Raw genomic sequence first — 18,954 nt, 5'->3', positions numbered from 1 at the left:
CGGTGGCACCGGCCTGGACTGCGAGCAACATGGTGGTGTGAGTGCGGTGCCATCCCGCTGGGCCAGCAAGTGGGGAAGTAGTGGGCTGGCCTACCTGACCGGTTTGCCCGGCGGGCCGCCCGACTTTTCGCGCGCCAACATTTTGGGACGCGCCGAAACGATTGCCGCCGACGCGGCCACCTTGCTGACCGGGCGGGCCGGTCTGCTCGGGCTGACTCGCCGGGGCCGGGTCTCGGCGGGCGGCGCCACCCGGCTGCTCGCGGCCGCCGACGGCTGGTTCGCAATCACACTGTCGCGCCCGGACGATGTCGATGCGGTCCCCGCGCTGCTGCGGGCCGACGAGGTGCCCGACGACCCATGGGGATCGCTGCAGAGGTGGGCCACAACGCGTCCCAAGTCCGCCATCATCAAACGAACCGAATTGCTCGACATCCCGGCTTCCGCCCTGGGGGAGGCCTACCCCGCCCCGCCCCGAATCCGTCGGGCCGGAGCGCGAGCTCGCGCGCGTGACCCCGCTGGTCTGCTCGTTGCCGATTTGTCGTCCATGTGGGCGGGCCCGTTGTGCGGTCAGCTGCTGGCCCGGGCGGGAGCTACCGTGGTCAAGGTCGAAAGCCCGCGCCGGCCGGACGGCACACGCGCCGGCAACCGCGCCTTCTTCGACTGGATGAACGCGCAAAAGCTCTCCTACTGCCTGGATTTCGACGACGATGCGGAAGAGCTGCGCGAGCTGTTGGAGGCCGCGGACATCGTGATCGAGGGTTCGCGTCCCGCTGCCCTGGCGCGACGCCGGCTCGGCCCGGAGCACATCGCAGCGCGGCCCGGGCGAATCTGGCTACGCATCAGCGGATATGGAGAGCACTCCCGGCGGCCCGCTTTCGGCGATGATGCCGCCGTGGCCGGTGGCCTGGTAGGAGTCGCGGCCGACGGCCCGGTGTTCTGTGCGGATGCCATAGCCGACCCGCTGGCCGGACTGGAGTCAGCCCGGGCCATCACCGAATCGCTACGGCGCGGGGGTGGTGAGCTCATCGACGTCTCCATGGCCGGCGTTGCCGCGACGTATGCCGCACTGCCCGTGGGGGCCGCGGCGGCCACGCATCGGGCCTTGCCGCCACAACCGCCGGCGCCGCCGTCGCGACCCGCCGCCGCGCTGGGGGCCGACGGTGACCTGGTGCGGCGGCTGGTCCGCGAAAGGGACGGGCACTAGTGCTGATTCGGCGAGCCACCTTGCTGGATGGGTCCACGGCCGACATCCGGGTGTGTGCCCGCATTCAGGAAGTCGGTCAGGGGTTGGTCGCACGGCCGGGGGAGCGGGTGCTCGACGCCGCCGGCCAAACCGTGCTGCCCGGCCTGCACGACCACCATGTGCACCTGCGCTCGGCCGCCTCCGCCCTGGATTCGCTGACTCTGGGGCCGCCCACAGTTGATTCCAAAGAGAAATTTCGGCAACATCTTTCGAGCGCGCAGCCCGGTCCGGACGGATGGATCCGCGCCGTCGGCTATCATGAATCCGTTGCCGGACCACTGGACCGGACCGTGCTGGATGCGCTGGTGCCGCACCTTCCCGTGCGCGTTCAGCATCGCAGCGGGGCGCTGTGGATCCTGAACTCGGCGGCACTGAACCGGATCGGGCTGGCCGGTCATGTCGACGGCCGCCTGCGCAGCGCCGACTCCGACTGGTCGGATGCTTTGCCGCGACGCAAGACCGACCTCGCGGCGCTCGGTGACCGGCTCACCGCGGCCGGGGTCACCGGAGTCACCGATGCCACACCGGATCTCAGCGACGAAGACATGGCCGCACTCACCGTTGCGCATCAGCGCGGGGAGTTTCGTCCGCGGGTCCGGTTTCTTTCTCCCGGCAAGAAGATCCTGCGTGACGATCACCTGGACCTGGAAGCGCTGATGGCCTGGATCACGGACTCGCATGGCGCCGGACAACCCGTTGCCATCCACTGCGTAACCGCGGCTCAGCTGGTCGTGACGATCGCGGCGGTGCGCGCCGTGGGCCGCCATCCGCATGATCGAATCGAGCACGCCGCGGTGGTGCCCGATGACCTGGTGGCCGACTTGGCCGGGCTCGGGCTGACGGTGGTGACGCAGCCCAACTTCGTTGCCGAGCGCGGCGATCAGTACCTCGACGAGATCCCCGCCGCCGAGCACGGGCAGCTGTGGCGGGTCGCTTCACTGTTGAATGCAAACGTGCCGGTGGCCTTGTCCACCGACCTGCCGTTCGGGTCCGGCGACCCGTGGGCGGCGATGCACGCCGCGGTGCATCGCAGGACCCCTCGCGGGGTCGTTCTGGGCGTCGATGAATGCGTCACGGCGCGTGCGGCTTTGACCATGTTCTTGGGCCGGCCGGATCAGCCGGGGCGGGTGCGTGCCGTGGCCGCCGGTCAGCCCGGGGACCTCTGCGTGCTGGCACAGACACCGGCGGTGGTACTGACCGAGCTGGACGCCGGCCTGGTAAGCGCGACGATCATCGGTGGCGAAGTCGCCTATGCGGCCTAGCGCCGCCGGCACCGGCCTGGCGGTGCTCACAGAGTTCGGTACAACGGCGCAGTCGCCGACGGACCGGGCAATTATTCCTTCCCTACCGCCAACGATGTGTCAGCAGATCTTGGGTTTCGGCCCCAAAAAGTGTGAGTTGCGCCCAAATTTGCCTACTTACTGAACCATTCCGCCCCTTGTCTACGTAGCTCTTGCAGGCTTGGTGTAGTCGATAAAATATCGGGGTACCGGTGGAAGTGCTGGCGCAAGCGGTTCCTGTCAGCGTGTTACCCGGGCGTGGACGTCCGGCCTGGTCGGGCTCGATGCAAGGGGCGTGAAATGCTGGGGCATCTGTACGAGCGGGCGCTAGGTGGCGAGCGGTGCTGGATCCGCCATGAGGACGGTGAGCTCCGCCCGTTGCCGACTCACCGTTGGTTGGGGGCCGGGGCAGCCGAGCGCGGTTGCGCTTCGGCCGAGGGTTCTTCTTCCGGTGACGTCGGCACCGGCGACGAAGACGCCGCCTCCGACGAGGACTTCGATGAAGCCGTGGCGCAGATGTGTAGCGGGCCGACCATCGAGCTGGGCTGTGGACCGGGCCGGCTGGTGGCCCGGTTGGTGCAGCGGGGAATCCCCGCGCTGGGCATCGATCGGTCGGTGACCGCGATCCGATTGGCCGGTCGCGGCGGTGCGCCGGCGATACTCGGCGATGTTTTCGAGCCGTTGCCCGGGATGGGGCGTTGGCAGACGGTGTTGTTGGTCGACGGGAATGTCGGCCTCGGTGGGGACCCGCTGCGGATCCTGGGCCGGGCCGCCGAGTTGTTGTCCCGCGGCGGGCGGTGCGTGGTCGAATTCGATGCCCAGACCATCGGGGTTTGCTCCCGCTGGGTTCGTCTGGAGTCGGCGCGCGATGTCGGGCCCTGGTTTCGATGGGCGTCGGTCGGCGTGGACAGCGCCGCAATGCTGGCCGCACAGGTAGGTCTGACGCTGATCGGCGTCAGGATGCTTGGCGGACGGGTGATCGCAAACCTGGCGGCCCTGTGAACTGCCCGGCTGAAGACGACCCCGAGCGGGAGCTGGAACCGGAGCCGGCCCACGGGTTTCCCGCCCGGCTGTGGCGCACCTTGGAGCGACACCCGCCGCCGGGGGTGCGGCGATTGGCCGCGTTTCGAAGCCCGCTGCGGGGACCGTGGCTGACCTCGGTGTTCGGGCTGGTGCTGTTGGTGGCAATGCCGATCGTGATCCTTACCGGATTGCTGTCCTATATCGCCTATGCCCCGCAGTTCGGGCAGGCGATCCCGGCCGATGTCGGCTGGCTGCGCCTGCCAGGTTTTGACTGGCCCGCTCATCCGTCTTGGCTGTACCGATTGACCCAGGGCCTGCACGTAGGACTGGGTCTGGTGCTGATCCCGGTGGTGCTGGCCAAGCTCTGGTCGGTGATCCCGAAATTGTTTGTTTGGCCGCCGGCGCGGTCGATCGCCACACTGCTGGAGCGGCTGTCGCTGTTGATGCTGGTCGGTGGGGTGCTGTTCGAGATTGTCACCGGCGTGCTCAACATCCAGTACGACTACATCTTCGGCTTCAGCTTCTACGACGGCCACTACTTCGGCGCCTGGGTCTTCATCGCCGGTTTCCTCATGCATATCGCGGTCAAGATGCCAAAGATGATCACCGGACTGCGGTCATTCTCGATACGAGAAGTCTTGCGCACCAATGTGACTGACACGCGCCCCGAGCCGCCCGACGCATCGGGGCTGGTGTCCGAAGATCCCGCCGAACCGACCGTGAGCAGGCGCGGAGCGCTGGCCCTGGTCGGTTCGGGTGTGCTGCTGCTCGGCGTCTTGACCGTCGGCCAAACCTTGGGCGGGCCACTGCGCAACATCGCCCTGCTGCTGCCAAGAGGCCGGCCCGCACAGGGCAACCGGGAATTCCCGGTCAACAAGACCGCGGCGGTCGCCGGAATCACCCCCGAGGCTGTGGGGCCGGCGTGGCGGCTGGTGCTCCGTGGCGGTCCCAACGAGGTCGTGCTGGACCGCGCCGCCCTGGCCGGATTGCCGCAACACACCGCCCGCCTACCGATCGCCTGTGTTGAAGGGTGGTCGACGGTTCAGACCTGGACCGGGGTGCGACTGTCGGAGCTGGCCCGCAGGGCCGGAGTGGCCGCGCCCCGGTCGGCGCGGGTGACGTCGCTGCAACGCGGCGGCGCCTTTGGTGAGGCGACGCTGCAGGGCAATCAGGTCGGCGCTTCGGATGCGCTGCTGGCGTTGCGGGTCAACGGCGAAGACCTGCCGCTCGATCACGGCTATCCGGCGCGGATCATCGTTCCCGCATTGCCCGGCGTGCACAACACCAAATGGGTCGCCTCGATCAATTTCGAGGCTGGTTGAGATGCGCGAACTCACTAGGCGCTTCGGTCGCTATTACGGCGCGCACCCGCTGCATCTGCTGACCATGCTCGCCGGCCTCGCGCTGGTTGGCTACATCGTGGCGACCTTCAAGATCGCCACACTGTGGAATCCGGGTACCTGGTGGCAGTCGATCGCGGTGTGGTTCGCGGCCGCCGTCATCGGCCACGACCTCGTCGCATTCCCAGTCTATTCTCTGGTTGATCGCATCTTTGCGGTGCGCTGGGGCCGCGCCCGCTCCGGAAGTCGAGAAGTCTCGGTCCGCAACTACCTGCGGATCCCGGCGATGGGGTCCGCCCTGACGCTGCTGATATTCCTGCCCGGCATCATCGAGCAAGGTGCGTCGACCTACCACGCGGCCACCGGCGAAACCCAGCAGCCGTTTTTGGGTAGGTGGCTGTTGCTCACCGCGGTGATGTTCGCGCTCAGTGCGGCCACCTACGCCGTCCGACTGGTGCTCGCGCATCGGCGGCGCGTGAGCGAAGTCCAGCTCAGCCGTTGAATAGCGGGGTTGGCGACCCTGGCAAATCATCGGTCGGGCGCAATCATTTGCCGTCGGACCCAACCCGGACGCGAGCCGGTGCGGTGGCGGCCAACAGGAGTACGCTCCCCCACATGGCTGCCACCGGCCCGACAACGATGTCGATGACGTCGATGATGTCCCGTGTCAAATGGATGCTGCGCGCGCGTCCTGCCGACTATCTGCTGGCCATGAGTGTCGCCGGGGCTTCGCTACCGGTGGTGGGCAAGCATCTCGAGCCGCTGGGTTGCGTCACCGCAATGGGGGTCTGGGGCGCGCGCCATACCCCGGAGTTCGTCGCGGCAAGGGCAAAGGATCTGTTCACTCCGGGTATCAACGTGACGCGTCAGCGCGACCGGGACAGCACGAACGAAGTCTCGGCGGCGGCGCTGCGGGGGATCGTCTCAACGGCGGATTTGGATGTCGAATGGCCGGCGCCCCAGCGCACGCCGCCAGTGTGCGAAGCATTTCGTCACCGCCGCTACCTACATCGGGGCGGGGTTCACTACGGCAACAGCCCGGCCCAGGTGCTCGACGTGTGGCGCCGGGACGACCTGCCCACCGAGCCCGCGCCGGTGCTGATTTTTGTTCCCGGCGGCGCCTGGATACACGGCAGTCGAGCAATCCAGGGGTATGCATTGCTGTCGCGGCTGGCCGAACAGGGCTGGGTGTGCCTGTCGATCGACTACCGAGTCGCGCCGCATCACCGGTGGCCCCGCCACATCCACGACGTGAAAGCGGCCATCGCCTGGGCCCGCGCCAATGTCGACAAGTTCGGCGGTGACCGCAACTTCATTGCGGTGGCGGGGTGTTCGGCCGGCGGTCACCTGTCCGCATTGGCCGGCCTGACCGCCAACGATCCGGATTATCAAAGTGAGCTTCCCGAAGGGTCCGACACGTCGGTGGACGCGGCCGTCGGGATCTACGGTCGCTACGACTGGGAGGATCGATCCACCGCCGAACGGGCGCGGTTCGTCGACTTCCTGGAGCGAGTGGTGGTCAAGCGCTCGATCAAACGTCACCCGCAGGTGTTCCGCGACGCATCACCGGTTGCCCGGGTACACACCAACGCGCCGCCGTTTCTGGTCATTCACGGCAGCCGCGACGGTGTCATCCCGGTGGCGCAAGCGCGCAGCTTCGTCGAGCGGTTGCGTGCGGTGTCGCGTTCACTGGTCGCCTACGTCGAACTGCCCGGGGCCGGCCACGGCTTCGACCTGCTGGACGGGGCCCGCACAGGCTCGGCCACGCACGCGATTTCGTTGTTCCTCAACCAGATTCATCGCACTCGGGCGCAGCTGTCGAAAGAGGTCATCTAACGCGTCGGTCGATAGTGAGGTCACGCCATGACTAGAGGGCTGAGATGAAACGGCTCAGCGGTTGGGACGCGGTACTGCTGTACAGCGAAACGCCCAACGTGCACATGCACACCCTCAAAGTTGCTGTTATCGAACTCGATCCGGACCGCCGCGCGTTCGGCGTCGACGCGTTCCGGGCAGTCATCGGCGAACGCATGGCCAAACTGGAACCTTTCGGGTATCAGCTCGTCGACATCCCGTTCAAGTTCCATCACCCGATGTGGCGAGAGCACTGTGAAGTTGACCTCGACTACCACATCCGCCCCTGGCAGCTCAGACCCCCAGGGGGTCGGCGCGAGTTGGGCGAGGCGATCGGTGAGATCGCCAGCACGCCGCTGGACCGCAGGTACCCGTTGTGGGAGATGTACTTCGTCGAAGGCCTGGCCAACCATCGAGTCGCGGTGGTGGGCAAGATCCATCATGCCCTCGCCGACGGGGTCGCCTCGGCGAACCTGATGGCACGCGGCATGGACTTGTTGCCCGGCCCCGAGGGCGATCCGTACGTGAGCGACCCGGCTCCTACCAAGCGGGAATTGATGAGCTCGGCGTTCCTGGATCACCTGCGCCACCTTGGCCGGATCCCCGCGACGATGCGCTACACCGCGCAGGGCCTGGCCCGCGTGAGACGCAGCTCGCGAAAGCTGTCTCCCGAGCTGACCCGCCCGTTCACCCCGCCACCGACGTTCATGAACCATATGCTCACCCCGCAGCGCAGATTCGCCACCGCGACGTTGGCGCTTGCCGACGTGAAGCAGACCGGTAAGCAGCTGGGCGCGACGATCAACGACATGGTGCTGGCGATGTCCACCGGAGCGCTGCGGAACCTGCTGTTGCGCTATGACGGCCGGGCCGAGCCACTGCTGGCCTCGGTCCCGGTGAGCTACGACTTCTCGCCGGACCGCATCAGCGGGAACTACTTCAGCGGGATGATGGTGGCGCTGCCCACCGACTGCGCGGACCCATTGGAGCGGGTACAGGCCTGTCATGAAAATGCGTTATCGGCCAAGGAGAGTCACCAGCTGCTGGGGCCCGAGCTGATCAGTCGCTGGGCGGCGTACTGGCCGCCGGGGGCAACCGAAGCGGCCTTCCGGTGGGCGTCGAGCCGGGACGGGCAAAACAAGGTCCTGAATCTGAACATCTCGAATGTTCCCGGCCCGCGCGAGCACGGCAGGGTGGGTGGTGCGCTGGTAACCGAGATCTATTCGGTGGGGCCGCTGACCGCGGGTAGCGGCCTGAACATCACCGCGTGGAGCTATGTCGACCAGCTCAATATCTCGGTCCTGACAGACGGTGCCACCGTCGAGGATCCGCATGAAGTGACTGAAGCCATGATGGCTGACTTCGTCGAGATACGAAGGGCGGCTGGGCTTTCCGCAGAGCTGACGGTCATCGAGGCAGCGATGGCGCAAGCTCGATCAATGAATGAAGGAGCTGGGAGCGCGTGAGTGAACTAAACGGCGACACCGAACCCGAAGTCCTGGTCGAACAGCGGGACCGAATCCTGATCATCACGATCAATCGGCCCAAGGCCAAGAACTCGGTCAACGCCGCGGTGAGCCGGGCCTTGGCCGATGCGATGGATCGCCTCGATGCTGACGCCGGCCTCTCGGTGGGGATCCTTACCGGAGCGGGTGGCTCGTTCTGTGCCGGCATGGACCTCAAGGCGTTTGCCCGCGGCGAGAACGTCGTGGTCGAGGGCCGGGGGCTGGGGTTCACCGAGCGCCCACCGGCCAAACCGCTGATCGCGGCGGTCGAAGGATACGCCTTGGCCGGCGGCACCGAGCTGGCCTTGGCCACCGATCTGATTGTGGCGGCGAGGGATTCGGCGTTCGGAATACCGGAGGTGAAACGGGGTCTGGTGGCCGGTGGCGGGGGATTGCTGCGGCTGCCCGAGCGCATTCCCTACGCGATCGCGATGGAACTGGCGCTCACCGGTGACAACCTGTCCGCCGAACGCGCCCACGCACTCGGCATGGTCAACGTGCTGGCCGAACCCGGGGCAGCCCTGGATGCGGCGATCGCGTTGGCGGAGAAGATCACTGCCAACGGTCCGCTCGCGGTGGCCGCCACCAAACGGATCATCACCGAATCCCGCGGCTGGAGTCTGGACACCAGATTCGCCCAGCAGATGAAGATCCTGTTCCCGATTTCCACCTCCAATGACGCCAAGGAAGGTGCGATCGCGTTCGCGGAGAAACGTCCGCCCCGCTGGACCGGTACCTGACCGGCGCCGACCACGGCTTCTCCCCGGGAAGCCGGGCCCGCCGATGGGTTACACTGAGGCCAAGTTTTGTAAAGGGAGGGCTTCCTGAAGGGTCCCGGATGAGCGTTTCGTTGCTGCTCGAAATGGCTGCGTCAGCTAGTCCTGACCGCATCGCCGTCGTCTCGGGCGACTTGCGGCTGACGACTCAGCAGCTCAGCGATCTCGCCGACGGGGGTGCGGGGGTCATCGCCGCATCCGATGCCCAGCATGTGGTGTACGTCGGCACCGGCGGGGCGATGCTGCCGCTGCTGATCTTCGCCTCGGCGCGCGCCGGGCTGCCCTTCACCTCGATCAACTACCGGCTGTCCGCCGACGGCATCGCAGCCTTGATCCGCCGGTTGCCACGGCCCCTGGTGGTCGTCGACGAACGCTACCGGGACACGATCGCAGCCGACCAGTCGCTGAGCTCCCAGCAATTTCTGGAGCTAGCCGGCCGCGCCGAACCGGTCGCGGAGTTTCCCGGCCCGGACTCGGTGGCCATCGTGCTGTTCACTTCGGGCACCACCTCGCAACCCAAGGCCGTCGAGCTGACCCACAGCAACCTGACCAGCTATGTCACCACGACGGTCGAGTTTGGGTGCGCCGCGCCCTCCGACGCGGCGCTGATCTGTGTGCCGCCGTATCACATCGCCGGGGTAAGTGCCGTCCTGTCGAATCTGTATGCCGGACGAAAGATGGTCTACCTGACCAACTTTGACGCGCACGAGTGGGTAAGGCTGACCAATGCGGAACAGGTCACCACCGCCACCGTGGTGCCGACCATGCTGGACCGCATCGTCGCCGTGCTCGAGACCGGCGAACACAAGCTGCCCTCGTTGCGCAACCTGGCCTACGGTGGCTCGAAAGTCGGTCTGCCACTGGTGCGCCGGGCCCTCGAGCTGTTGCCGGACGTGGGCTTCGTCAACGCCTACGGGCTGACCGAGACCAGCTCGACCATCGCCGTGCTGACGCCCGATGACCATCGCGCCGCGCAGTCCGCGGCGGCGGCTGGCCTGGCCAGGCGGTTGGGCTCGGTGGGGCGGCCGGTGCCCGGCGTCGAGCTGCAGATCCGGGGCCAGGACGGCAGGGTGCTCGGGCCCGGTGAGACCGGCGAACTGTTTGTGCGGGGTGAGCAGGTGTCCGGACGCTACACCGGAATCGGTTCGGTGCTAGACGGCCACGGCTGGTTCGGCACCAAGGACATCGCCATGCTCGACGAAGACGGCTACCTATTCATCGGCGGACGCTCCGACGACACCATCATCCGCGGTGGGGAGAACATCGCGCCGGCCGAACTCGAGGAAGTGCTGATTGAGCACCCGCAGGTGCGCGACGTGGCCGTGGTCGGAGTCGAGGATGCCCAGTGGGGCCAGGAGATCGTGGCCGTCGTGGTGCCCGTCGCCGGCGTCGACCCAGATCCGGAAGAACTACGTGAATTCGTGCGAAGAAGTTTGCGGGGGTCGCGCACCCCGGACCGGGTAGTGTTTCGTCGCGAGCTGCCCACCACCGCCACCGGCAAAATCCTTCGCCGGGAGATCATCGAGGAACTGGCAGGTACGAAATCATGATCAAGAACGGAACCCGGCTGGCCAGCCAGGTGTGTGACACCCAGGTCATCGTGGTCAGAAGCGCCGACACCCTCGACGATCTGCGGTGCGGAGGCGCGCCGATGGTGGAGATTGGCGTGCAGCGCTCGGGCTAACTCGATCCCGAGTTCGCCGACGGCTCGGTGCTGGGCAAACGCTATGTCGATGAGGCCGGTGCCGAGTTGCTGGTCACCAAACCGGGCGCCGGGTCGTTGAGTGTCGGTGCCACCAAGCTGGCGCTCAAGGAGGTCAAGCCGCTTCCGGCCAGCGACTGATCCAGCCGGCCGATGGCAATCGGTGCCCCCGCGCATCGGGGTTTTTGCTCCAGGTCTGGCGTTTTGGTCTAGCAACAACCCGCCGAGTCCGGCTCCACCGCCGGTACCACCGAACCCGGCCTGGAAACCCAGCCGGCCGGTTCCACCGTTGCCTCCGTAGGCGGCGATGGCCGCAAAGGCGCCCAATTCGGCGTTCCCACCGAACCCACCGTCGTCGCCAACCCCACTGTTGCAGCCACTCACCGTTGTCGCCGCCCCGCCATTGCCGGGGTCTTGGCTGTCCGCGCCGTCGTTAGTGCCCCAGCCCGCCGGCCTACCGGCGCGAGAGTGGTTGTGTTCGAACTGATCTAACGCCAAGGGCGGTGAAACCCCGGCGGCGCCAGTTAAGAATTCATTGAGCAGCAATTGTTTTCATGGTCAAGATGGCGTTGTCGTTGGGTTGGTGCAAAGTATCGAACCTGATGCTGAGCAAGGGGGGTGGGCCGCGGCTGCTCGCGGTTCGGGGCTTCGTCCAAGCCATCGATCAAGCAGGAAGGTCAGGGAGACACTGTGAACGAATCGATTCCAGGGGGACGAGTGGCGCACCTTCCTCCTCCCCACCTCAATCTCGTTGAGCGACTGGCATGGCGCGCGCGCAATCAGCCTGACGAGCTGGCGATGGTCGAGCTGCGAGGCATGCGTGGCGAGACGGACAAGGCTACCTAAGCGCGGCTGGACGCTCGCGCCCGGGCAATCGCGTTTCAGCTGAAAAGTCTTGGTAATCAAGGTGATCGCGTGCTACTCGTGATGGGCAACTGTCTCGACTATGTCGTCGGCTTCCTGGCATGTGCTTATGCTCGCCGTGTTGCGGTGAATCTGCCCGTGCCGCGCCGTGCCAAACACCTGGATAGGCTCGCCCACGTCGTGGCCGACTGTGGGGCGGAAGTCTTGCTCACGAGCGGGCCCGAGGCGAAAGAGTTGACGGCAAGCGTGGCTGCCGATTTGCGCCTGGACTTCCTGACGGTACTGCGCCTCGACTGGCTGTTGGCCATCCCTGATGAAGATTGGCAACCCGTCGCACCGGCATCCAAAGACGTATGCCTACTGCAGTACACCTCCGGCTCCACAAGCGCACCGCGCGGGGTGGTCGTCACCCACGACAACCTCATGTTCAACTGTGCCCAAATCCAATACGGCTTCGGCCTTACCGCGGAAGACCGTGCGCTGAGCTGGCTTCCGCTGTATCACGACATGGGCCTGATCCTCGGAGTGCTCACGCCCATCTTCGCGGGCTTCCCGGTTGTGCTCGCCGATCCGCTCAGCTTCGTTAAGCGTCCCGACCTCTGGCTCCGTGCGATCTCCGACTACCGCATCACCTTCACCGGTGGCCCTAACTTCGCCTACGACCTCTGCGCAGACGCCGCCTCGTACGCCGATCTCAGCGGCATCGATCTCTCCTGTTGGAATGTCGCCCTCAACGGCGCAGAACCCATCCGCGCTACCACTCTGGAACGCTTCAATGCGGCCCTTGCCCCCTTGGGCTGGGCTCCAACCTGCATGCAGCCCTCGTACGGCCTCGCCGAGAACACCCTGGCGGTCTCTACCAAGATTCCTGCGACTGAGCCAACCGTTGTGGAGATCTATGTCGCGGCTCTGCGGCAGTCACAGGTGTGTGCACCTCGCGGTGACTCCCCGTCGCGGCGGCTGGTGAGCAGCGGGCGCATCTTGGCGGGGACGATGGTGACGATCGTCGACCCCGAGACCGGACACTCGGTGGGCCCGGACCGGGTGGGCGAGATCTGGTTAACCGGCAGGAGCGTCGCGAAGGGCTACTGGGGCAGGGACATTCAGACGGAGGAGGTCTTTGCGGCGCGCCTACCCGGTGATCCTGCCCGCTATCTGCGTACGGGAGATCTCGGCTTCTGCCGCGACGATGAACTATTTGTTGTCGGTCGTTTGAAAGACCTCGTCATCGTCCATGGCGCCAACCATTACCCGCAGGACCTAGAAGAGACCGCAGAGGGCGCCCATCCGGCTGTGCGCTCACACTTCGTGGCCGTGTTCGCCGAGGAGCGAGAGGACCGTGAGGCCCTCATTGTCGTTGCCGAGATCCGCCGGGAAGCAGAACGGGGCCTGGACCCGCGCGACGTAGGGCAGCGCATCGCGCGCGCCATCACCCGAGAGCACGAGGTATCGGTCGACGCGGTATTTCTCGCGCGATGCGGCGAGGCTCCCAAGACCACCAGCGGCAAGATCCAGCGGTCCTTGTGCCGAGAGCTGCTGCGCCAGGGTGGCCTCGCTTTGCACGGCGCGTTGGAGAAATGAGACAGGCCGATTGGGCCTGAGGCGTTGAGCTCCGGTGCCCACGGCGGGTAGCCGAGTGGCTCGAAGAGATTAAGCACCCGAAGTCAAACCCACCCACTCCTAAGGAGCGCGATGTTCAAGGAAGATGTCGATTTCGTGGCCAGCGGTGGAAACACGACGACCGTGCGCAGTCTGGAGACGTTCCGCGACTGGCTTCGGCATGAGATAGCCAAGAGCAGCGACGCCGGCTTCACCGGTGTCGATTTTTCACGCTCGCTAGCCGACTTGGGGTTCAGTTCGGTTCATACCGTACGTCTGGCCGGCGAACTGGAAAAGCTACTGGAAATCGACATGGAGCCAACCCTGCTCGCCGAATTCGAGAGCATCGATGCCATGTGCGTCACTCTCTTCCGCATGCGCGAGGGAATGCGTAACCGCGACACCAACGCGCCCTACGTGCAAACGGTGCGTGTCGCCGCCTCATTCACCGCTGAGCTGATCGAGCCGACCGTGTGCAACCTGCTCGGTCGCTTGGGCATGCCGGCGAACGTCCAATTCGCCGGGTACAACCAGGTGTTCCAGGCCTTGCTCAACCCCGAGGGTGTATTCGCAGGCGAGGGCGGCATAAATGTCGTGCTCATGCGCGTGGAGGACCTCTTTCGGCACCACAACACGCCTCCCGGCCGGGAGGAACTCGAGCGTGCCGTCGCGGAGCTTTGCGACGCACTGCTCGGCCATGCTGACCGAAGTGGTGCGCCGACTCTGGTCGCTCTGGCGCCGCACTCCCCCCACTCGGTACGCGCACTCGGTCTGGCAGAGCTGCTGGAGGATTTGGACCAACGCATCATCGCCGCTGCTGGCTCCCACCCCAGTCTCTTCCCCGTGGACCTGCGCCGAGTTTACGAGGACTGGCCGGTTGTGCGCATCTGGGATGAGGCCCGTGACAGCCTTGGTCACCTGCCCTTCACTCAGGGGTGTTTCAGTGCCATCGGGGCCTGTATCGCCCGGCGCATCGCTGCCGTGCTCAGCGAACCGGCAAAGGTGATCGTGCTGGACTGTGACAACACCTTGTGGGGCGGCGTGGTGGGGGAAGACGGTCCGGAGGGCATCACGCTCTCCGAGCATTTTCTGGTCCTCCAGCGTTTCATGGTCGCCCAAGCAGAGGCAGGAAAGCTGCTATGCATTGTCAGCAAGAACAACGATGCCGATGTATTGGCCGCCTTCGCCGCTCACCCTGACATGCCGCTCGGCTTGGAACACATCTGTCTTCGTCGGATCAACTGGCTACCCAAATCAGAGAACATGCGCTTGCTCGCTGACGAACTCGGACTGGGGCTGGACACATTTATCTTCATTGACGACAGTGCCATGGAAGTCGCCGAGGTCAGCGAGGCGTTGCCGCAGGTGCTCGCCATCGAGCTGCCGCAGCCCGAGTGCTTCGAGTCATTCCTCAACCACCATTGGGCCTTCGACGCGGCGCGTACCACCGAAGAGGATCGGAGTCGCACCGCGATGATGCGCCAGAGCGTCCAGCGCGCCGAGATCGAGGCGAGTGCGCCCACCATCGATGATTTTCTTTCCCGGCTGGATCTCGAGATCGACCTCGCACCCCTCTCGCTGGAAGACGAGCTTGCGCGCGCCGCGCAGCTCACTCACCGCACCAACCAGTTCAACGCCCGCAAACGATCGATGTCCGAGGCGGAGCTGCGTGCGTTCTGTCGCGAGCCGGGCCGGCGCACGTGGCGCGCTCGCGTCAGTGATCGCTTCGGCGACTATGGATTCGTCGGTCTGGTATCCGCGGTGTCGCGTGACAGCGCCCTAGTTTGCGATCTTTTCCTGATGAGTTGTCGCGTACTGGGCCGTCGGGTGGAGCAGGCGCTGGTGCGCAGGCTGGCAGTGGATGCCAGCGAGGCCGGTTGCGACCAGCTTTTGCTGGAGCTGGAGACCAGTGCGCGCAACGTTCCCGTTCGCAGCTTCTACGACAGCCTTGCCGGCGTCAGTGTGCCCGCGGGGGTCGGCGACGTACAGAAGATAATTCTCGAGGTGGCCGATATCGAGGCTCACCTGCTCGCTCCCACCCGGGTGATCTTGCGGGAGGAGACCGACCCGGCGCGGGATGAGTCCGCGCCCGTGCCGTCCCGGTCTGGCGCCCGGACCCGGGCCGCCGGTGGTTACGCTGAAATTGCCCGCATTGGCTCGAACGTCGATGCCCCGATGACCGCCTTGGCGGTGACCGCCCACGCGCGTCGTCCGGCGCTTGCCACGCCCTACGTCACACCCCGTGATAGCCAGGAGAAGGCGATCGCTCGCATCTGGTGCGATGTGCTGGGCATCGACCGGGTGGGAGTGAACGACAACTTCTACGAACTCGGCGGCGACTCCCTGCGCGCCGCCGAGGCCTTTGCCCATATGTGGGACATGGGTGTAGCAGAGTCAATCTCGCTGCAGACCATCATCGAGCCCACTGTTGCCGTGCTGGCCCAGGCGATAAGGGACGTGGAGGCCGGCCGCGCCCCGCAGCTGCTTGCTGATTCCTTCTCGCTCAAGGAAGAAGGCCATCTTGCCGCTGACATTTGTCGGCCGGGCTATGACCCCAGTACCTACGACCGGCCCATGCACCACATTCTGCTGACCGGCGGTACTGGCTACCTGGGCGCATATCTCATCCGCGAGCTGTTGATCCAAACCGAGGCTCGCATCTCTTGTTTGGTGCGTGCGTCAACCCCCGAGGAGGGGCGGCAGCGCATTCTGAACAACCTTTGCCGGTACGGGCTCTGGGATGTCACCTTCGAACCGAGGGTTGACGTCGTGTTGGGCGACCTGACCGCGCCCTGGCTGGGGCTGGACGGCCTGGCGCCGTTCCAAGTGCTTGCTCGCTCCATCGACACCATCGTGCATTCCGCGGCATGGGTCAACTTCGTCTATCCCTACCAGCATCTCAAGGCCACCAATGTGGAGTCCACGGAGACGATCCTGCGATTGGCAGTGTCCAGCGAGGCCCCCATCCAGGTGCACTTTGTTTCAACCCTTGGCGTGATCATGTCGACCGGCTACGGTCGACACTCCGTTGTGCAGGACCGGGAGGCGATCACCCACTGCGACGACCTGCTAAACGGCTACGAGCAGACCAAATACGTCAGCGATGTGATGATGTGGCAAGCATTCACCGAACGAGGTATACCCGGTGCCATCTACCGGCCGGGCATGGTGTCTGGACTATCCGACGGTACCTACCACAAGCTCGACGAATTCCTGCCCCAGTTCCTCAAGGGATGCATCCAGCTCGGCGCCTGGCCGCTGCTGGACACCACCTGGGAGATGGCGCCCGTGGACTTCACTTCCAAGGCCATCGTGCACATCGCAAAACGCCCGCAGAACCTCAATCAGGCTTATTTTGTGGTGCATCCGCGCTCCAGGCAGGTTTCGGACTACATCGATTGGCACCGCGAGGTGGGCTACGACATTCGTGGACTGCCGTGGGATGTCTGGAAGAGGGAGTTGCTCGGCCTCGGTACTGAGGGGCTGCGGAAAAACGCGCTCTTCCCCTTCGTGGACTTCATCCGCGCGCTCTCCGAGGAGCAGGTATTCTTTCCGCCCACCGGCCGCGCGTTGTTTGATTCCGCCACAGCGGATCTGGACTTCGACGTGCCCGATCAACTGGAGCTGTTGGCCCGCTACACGCGCCATTTTGTGGCATGCGACTACTACGACCAACTGCCCAGCAACCCGCGTGCCGGCCTATCCGACGAGCCTGCGTTGGTGCTGCACCCCCCGGGAGAATCCGGGCAGGCTTTGGATGATCGCCTGCGCTTCGATGGCGTCCAGCTGGATTTCGTCGAGACCTATTACGTCCTCTTCAACGATCCGGTGCGGGGCCTCAGCTTTATGGCGCGCTACGTGCTGCACAACGGCTTTCTGGAGTCCGACAAACTCGCGGAGGTGTGGTCTACGTTCCGCGACCGCCAGCGCCCGGGTACGGAGTTGGCCATCCGCCAGCGTTATCCACTAGGTCATGCCCGGCTCGAGAACTCGGCGAAAGTACGTCTTGAGATCGGTCCTTCGGGCTATGGCGAAGAGAAGGTATGGGGCCGCGTGGATTCCGCGGACGGGGTGATCGAGTGGGATCTCGAATTGGACCGGAGCGAGGCGATCTCCTTAGATCGCCTACCCGAAGCCTCGGCCTACGACTTGCTTCCACACTTCCAGTCGAACGGGGCAAGACAGCACCTTCGCGGTGTTGTCACGGTTTGTGGCCAGACATACGAGATCGGCCGCACGGTGGCGAGCGACGGGCACTATTGGAACACCAAGAATCTGCGCGAGTCCGCCTGGGTGCATGGCGCCAACTTCGAGGGTGATCCTGACTTCCTCATCGAAGGCTTCGGCGCCCGCTTCAACGATTGGTCTCAGACCTCGCTATGGCTGACCTTCAGCTACAAGGGCGAGTGCATCGAGAGCAACCTGATCGATGCTTTTCATCACAACCGCGAGTTGGATTCAGCCACGGACTCTTGGGACTTCGTTGCCGAGCGTGGCGACCTCCGCTTCGTGGTGCGTGTCAAAGCGGACCCGGCGCGCATGCTGCTGTCGGTCCGCCCGTTGCCCGGTGACGAATACGTTTACACCCATTTCACCGACGAGGCGGACGTGACGATCGACATCGAACAGCGCTCCGGCCGCGGCTGGTGGAAGAGTGACCAGCGCATCGCCCGGGGCACAGCGGTTTTCGAGTCAACGCGAAAGGTGCGTAACCCGGGCGCCACGCGGGAGTTCCGCATCGTGAGGGGGAGGTGCTGAAGGGCACACTGCCGCGGAGACGATCGAGACGTTTCTGACCGATCGCGACCGCGGACCAGTGGCTACCGCTGCGGTTTCTACTCGCTATCCAGTCTGCTTTGTGCGACGAATCCCCTTGCTTTTACCAAGAATTCGAGCTGCTCGCCGACCTGGCGCAGCGGTTCGACGCTACGCGTGGACCGGCACAGCATGATGGCGCCTTCCAACGCGGCGATGGAGGTCACCGCCAGCGATGCTGCGGTCGATTCGTCGAATCCGTCGGCAACAAAGGCCCGGCCCAATGCGGCGCACCAGCTGTCGAGGATGGTGCCGGCTTCCGCCGCTAGCTCGACTTCATCGTCGGCGGGGCCGAGGGCGGCTGCCACCACGGGGCAGCCGGCGGCAAAGCCCCCGTCGGTAAGCAGGTGCTCCCACAGCCTGACGAATTCGCGCAGCAGGGCCCGGGCGCCCTTGTCGGCGGCCTTGTCGATCACCGCGGTGATGGAATCGCCGGCATAACGCAGCGCTTCGATCAGGATCTGATTTCGGCCGTCGGGAAAGTGGTAGTAGACCGAACCGCGGGGGGCGCCGCTGCGGGCGAGCACCGAATCAATGGTGACCCCGGCCGCGCCCCGCTCGCGCATCACCTGAGCGGCGCTGATCAACATCTTCTCGCGGGTGCCGCCACGCTTCGGCGTCGATGTGCTGGGCGGTGTCATGCGGCGGGGGAATGTCCGTGCGAGTGGCGCAGTACCGGCCAATGCAGGTGGCGGGGGCGCAACCGGGCTTGCTTGCGGGGCAGATCGGGCATCTCGCGGGTGAAGCGATAGCCGGCAACGTTGAGCTCGATGATCCACACGGTATCTCCCGGCATCTGCGTTATCCCATGCGCCGGGGCCGCCGGCCCATGATTATGCAAAGCAGCATATAAGCGTGGGCGGAGATAGAGAAACCCCTGCAACCAACTCGTAATGCCCGACAATTGGACGGTATGAACTATTGCATATGACATATTTCTGCGGTTTACTGTG

Annotated in this window: 14 protein-coding genes and 1 pseudogene; 13 read left to right on the top strand and 2 right to left on the bottom strand. The window is 65.3% G+C overall.

The annotated features are described in order from the left end of the window. Window positions 1-37: 37 nt before the first annotated feature. The 13 genes and pseudogenes from MMSP_RS00685 to MMSP_RS00625 all read left to right on the top strand — a co-directional run bounded on the left by MMSP_RS00685 (window position 38) and on the right by MMSP_RS00625 (window position 17,944). Window positions 38-1,204, top strand: coding sequence for a CoA transferase (locus MMSP_RS00685; RefSeq protein WP_232022732.1), 1,167 nt, complete (start codon window positions 38-40; stop codon window positions 1,202-1,204). After that, window positions 1,204-2,505: an amidohydrolase family protein gene (locus MMSP_RS00680; RefSeq protein ID WP_020785051.1), complete on the top strand. Its 1,302-nt coding sequence runs from the start codon at window positions 1,204-1,206 to the stop codon at window positions 2,503-2,505. The genes MMSP_RS00685 and MMSP_RS00680 overlap by 1 nt, the downstream gene beginning before the upstream one ends. Window positions 2,506-2,823: 318 nt before the next feature. Next, window positions 2,824-3,525 (top strand): SAM-dependent methyltransferase, encoded by a 702-nt coding sequence (locus tag MMSP_RS00675; RefSeq protein WP_015354213.1) that lies wholly within the window; start codon window positions 2,824-2,826, stop codon window positions 3,523-3,525. Next, window positions 3,522-4,868, top strand: coding sequence for a molybdopterin-dependent oxidoreductase (locus MMSP_RS00670; protein WP_015354214.1), 1,347 nt, complete (start codon window positions 3,522-3,524; stop codon window positions 4,866-4,868). Before MMSP_RS00675 ends, MMSP_RS00670 begins: the two co-directional genes overlap by 4 nt. 1 nt (window position 4,869) lies before the next feature. Beyond that, window positions 4,870-5,388: a hypothetical protein gene (locus tag MMSP_RS00665; RefSeq protein WP_011739319.1), complete on the top strand. Its 519-nt coding sequence runs from the start codon at window positions 4,870-4,872 to the stop codon at window positions 5,386-5,388. Window positions 5,389-5,525: 137 nt separating this feature from the next. Continuing rightward, complete coding sequence (locus tag MMSP_RS00660; protein WP_171944472.1) at window positions 5,526-6,722, top strand: alpha/beta hydrolase; 1,197 nt, start codon at window positions 5,526-5,528, stop codon at window positions 6,720-6,722. A 44-nt stretch (window positions 6,723-6,766) separates the two neighbouring features. Then, window positions 6,767-8,206, top strand: a complete 1,440-nt coding sequence (locus MMSP_RS00655; protein ID WP_020785050.1) for a wax ester/triacylglycerol synthase family O-acyltransferase — start codon at window positions 6,767-6,769, stop codon at window positions 8,204-8,206. After that, window positions 8,203-8,985, top strand: coding sequence for a crotonase/enoyl-CoA hydratase family protein (locus MMSP_RS00650; protein WP_020785049.1), 783 nt, complete (start codon window positions 8,203-8,205; stop codon window positions 8,983-8,985). Before MMSP_RS00655 ends, MMSP_RS00650 begins: the two co-directional genes overlap by 4 nt. A gap of 98 nt (window positions 8,986-9,083) precedes the next feature. Further along, window positions 9,084-10,571 (top strand): class I adenylate-forming enzyme family protein, encoded by a 1,488-nt coding sequence (locus MMSP_RS00645; RefSeq protein ID WP_020785048.1) that lies wholly within the window; start codon window positions 9,084-9,086, stop codon window positions 10,569-10,571. Beyond that, a pseudogene (locus tag MMSP_RS00640) lies at window positions 10,568-10,864 on the top strand (hypothetical protein). The gene MMSP_RS00645 and the pseudogene MMSP_RS00640 overlap by 4 nt, the downstream one beginning before the upstream one ends. Before the next feature lie 549 nt (window positions 10,865-11,413). Then, complete coding sequence (locus tag MMSP_RS27765) at window positions 11,414-11,569, top strand: hypothetical protein (protein ID WP_020785045.1); 156 nt, start codon at window positions 11,414-11,416, stop codon at window positions 11,567-11,569. 6 nt (window positions 11,570-11,575) lie between these two features. Beyond that, window positions 11,576-13,168, top strand: a complete 1,593-nt coding sequence (locus tag MMSP_RS00630) for a fatty acyl-AMP ligase (protein ID WP_255342221.1) — start codon at window positions 11,576-11,578, stop codon at window positions 13,166-13,168. 111 nt (window positions 13,169-13,279) lie between these two features. Then, window positions 13,280-17,944: a thioester reductase domain-containing protein gene (locus MMSP_RS00625; protein ID WP_020785043.1), complete on the top strand. Its 4,665-nt coding sequence runs from the start codon at window positions 13,280-13,282 to the stop codon at window positions 17,942-17,944. Window positions 17,945-18,021: 77 nt separating this feature from the next. On the opposite strand, the gene MMSP_RS00620 is transcribed toward MMSP_RS00625, so the two are convergent. Both MMSP_RS00620 and MMSP_RS27300 read right to left on the bottom strand, forming a co-directional pair. Beyond that, on the bottom strand, window positions 18,022-18,642 hold the full coding sequence (locus MMSP_RS00620; RefSeq protein ID WP_011739325.1) for a TetR/AcrR family transcriptional regulator: 621 nt from the start codon (window positions 18,640-18,642) through the stop codon (window positions 18,022-18,024). Further along, window positions 18,639-18,797 (bottom strand): hypothetical protein, encoded by a 159-nt coding sequence (locus MMSP_RS27300; RefSeq protein WP_020785042.1) that lies wholly within the window; start codon window positions 18,795-18,797, stop codon window positions 18,639-18,641. Before MMSP_RS27300 ends, MMSP_RS00620 begins: the two co-directional genes overlap by 4 nt. Window positions 18,798-18,954: the final 157 nt, after the last annotated feature.

Source organism: Mycobacterium sp. 012931 (assembly GCF_000419295.1).
Classification (GTDB): Bacteria; Actinomycetota; Actinomycetes; order Mycobacteriales; family Mycobacteriaceae; genus Mycobacterium; species Mycobacterium marinum.
Note: the sequence above shows the minus strand (reverse complement) of the source record. Positions and strands in the feature narration are given on the sequence as shown.

What these genes read in the sequence shown, in the direction of transcription:
- MMSP_RS00675 (WP_015354213.1), top strand. Translation starts at nt 2,824, where the DNA reads ATGCTGGGGCATCTGTACGAGCGGGCGCTAGGTGGCGAGCGGTGCTGG.
- MMSP_RS00665 (WP_011739319.1), top strand. Translation starts at nt 4,870, where the DNA reads ATGCGCGAACTCACTAGGCGCTTCGGTCGCTATTACGGCGCGCACCCG.
- MMSP_RS00660 (WP_171944472.1), top strand. Translation starts at nt 5,526, where the DNA reads ATGTCGATGACGTCGATGATGTCCCGTGTCAAATGGATGCTGCGCGCG.
- MMSP_RS00655 (WP_020785050.1), top strand. Translation starts at nt 6,767, where the DNA reads ATGAAACGGCTCAGCGGTTGGGACGCGGTACTGCTGTACAGCGAAACG.
- MMSP_RS00645 (WP_020785048.1), top strand. Translation starts at nt 9,084, where the DNA reads ATGAGCGTTTCGTTGCTGCTCGAAATGGCTGCGTCAGCTAGTCCTGAC.
- MMSP_RS00625 (WP_020785043.1), top strand. Translation starts at nt 13,280, where the DNA reads ATGTTCAAGGAAGATGTCGATTTCGTGGCCAGCGGTGGAAACACGACG.
- MMSP_RS00620 (WP_011739325.1), bottom strand. Translation starts at nt 18,642, where the DNA reads ATGACACCGCCCAGCACATCGACGCCGAAGCGTGGCGGCACCCGCGAG.
- MMSP_RS27300 (WP_020785042.1), bottom strand. Translation starts at nt 18,797, where the DNA reads ATGCCGGGAGATACCGTGTGGATCATCGAGCTCAACGTTGCCGGCTAT.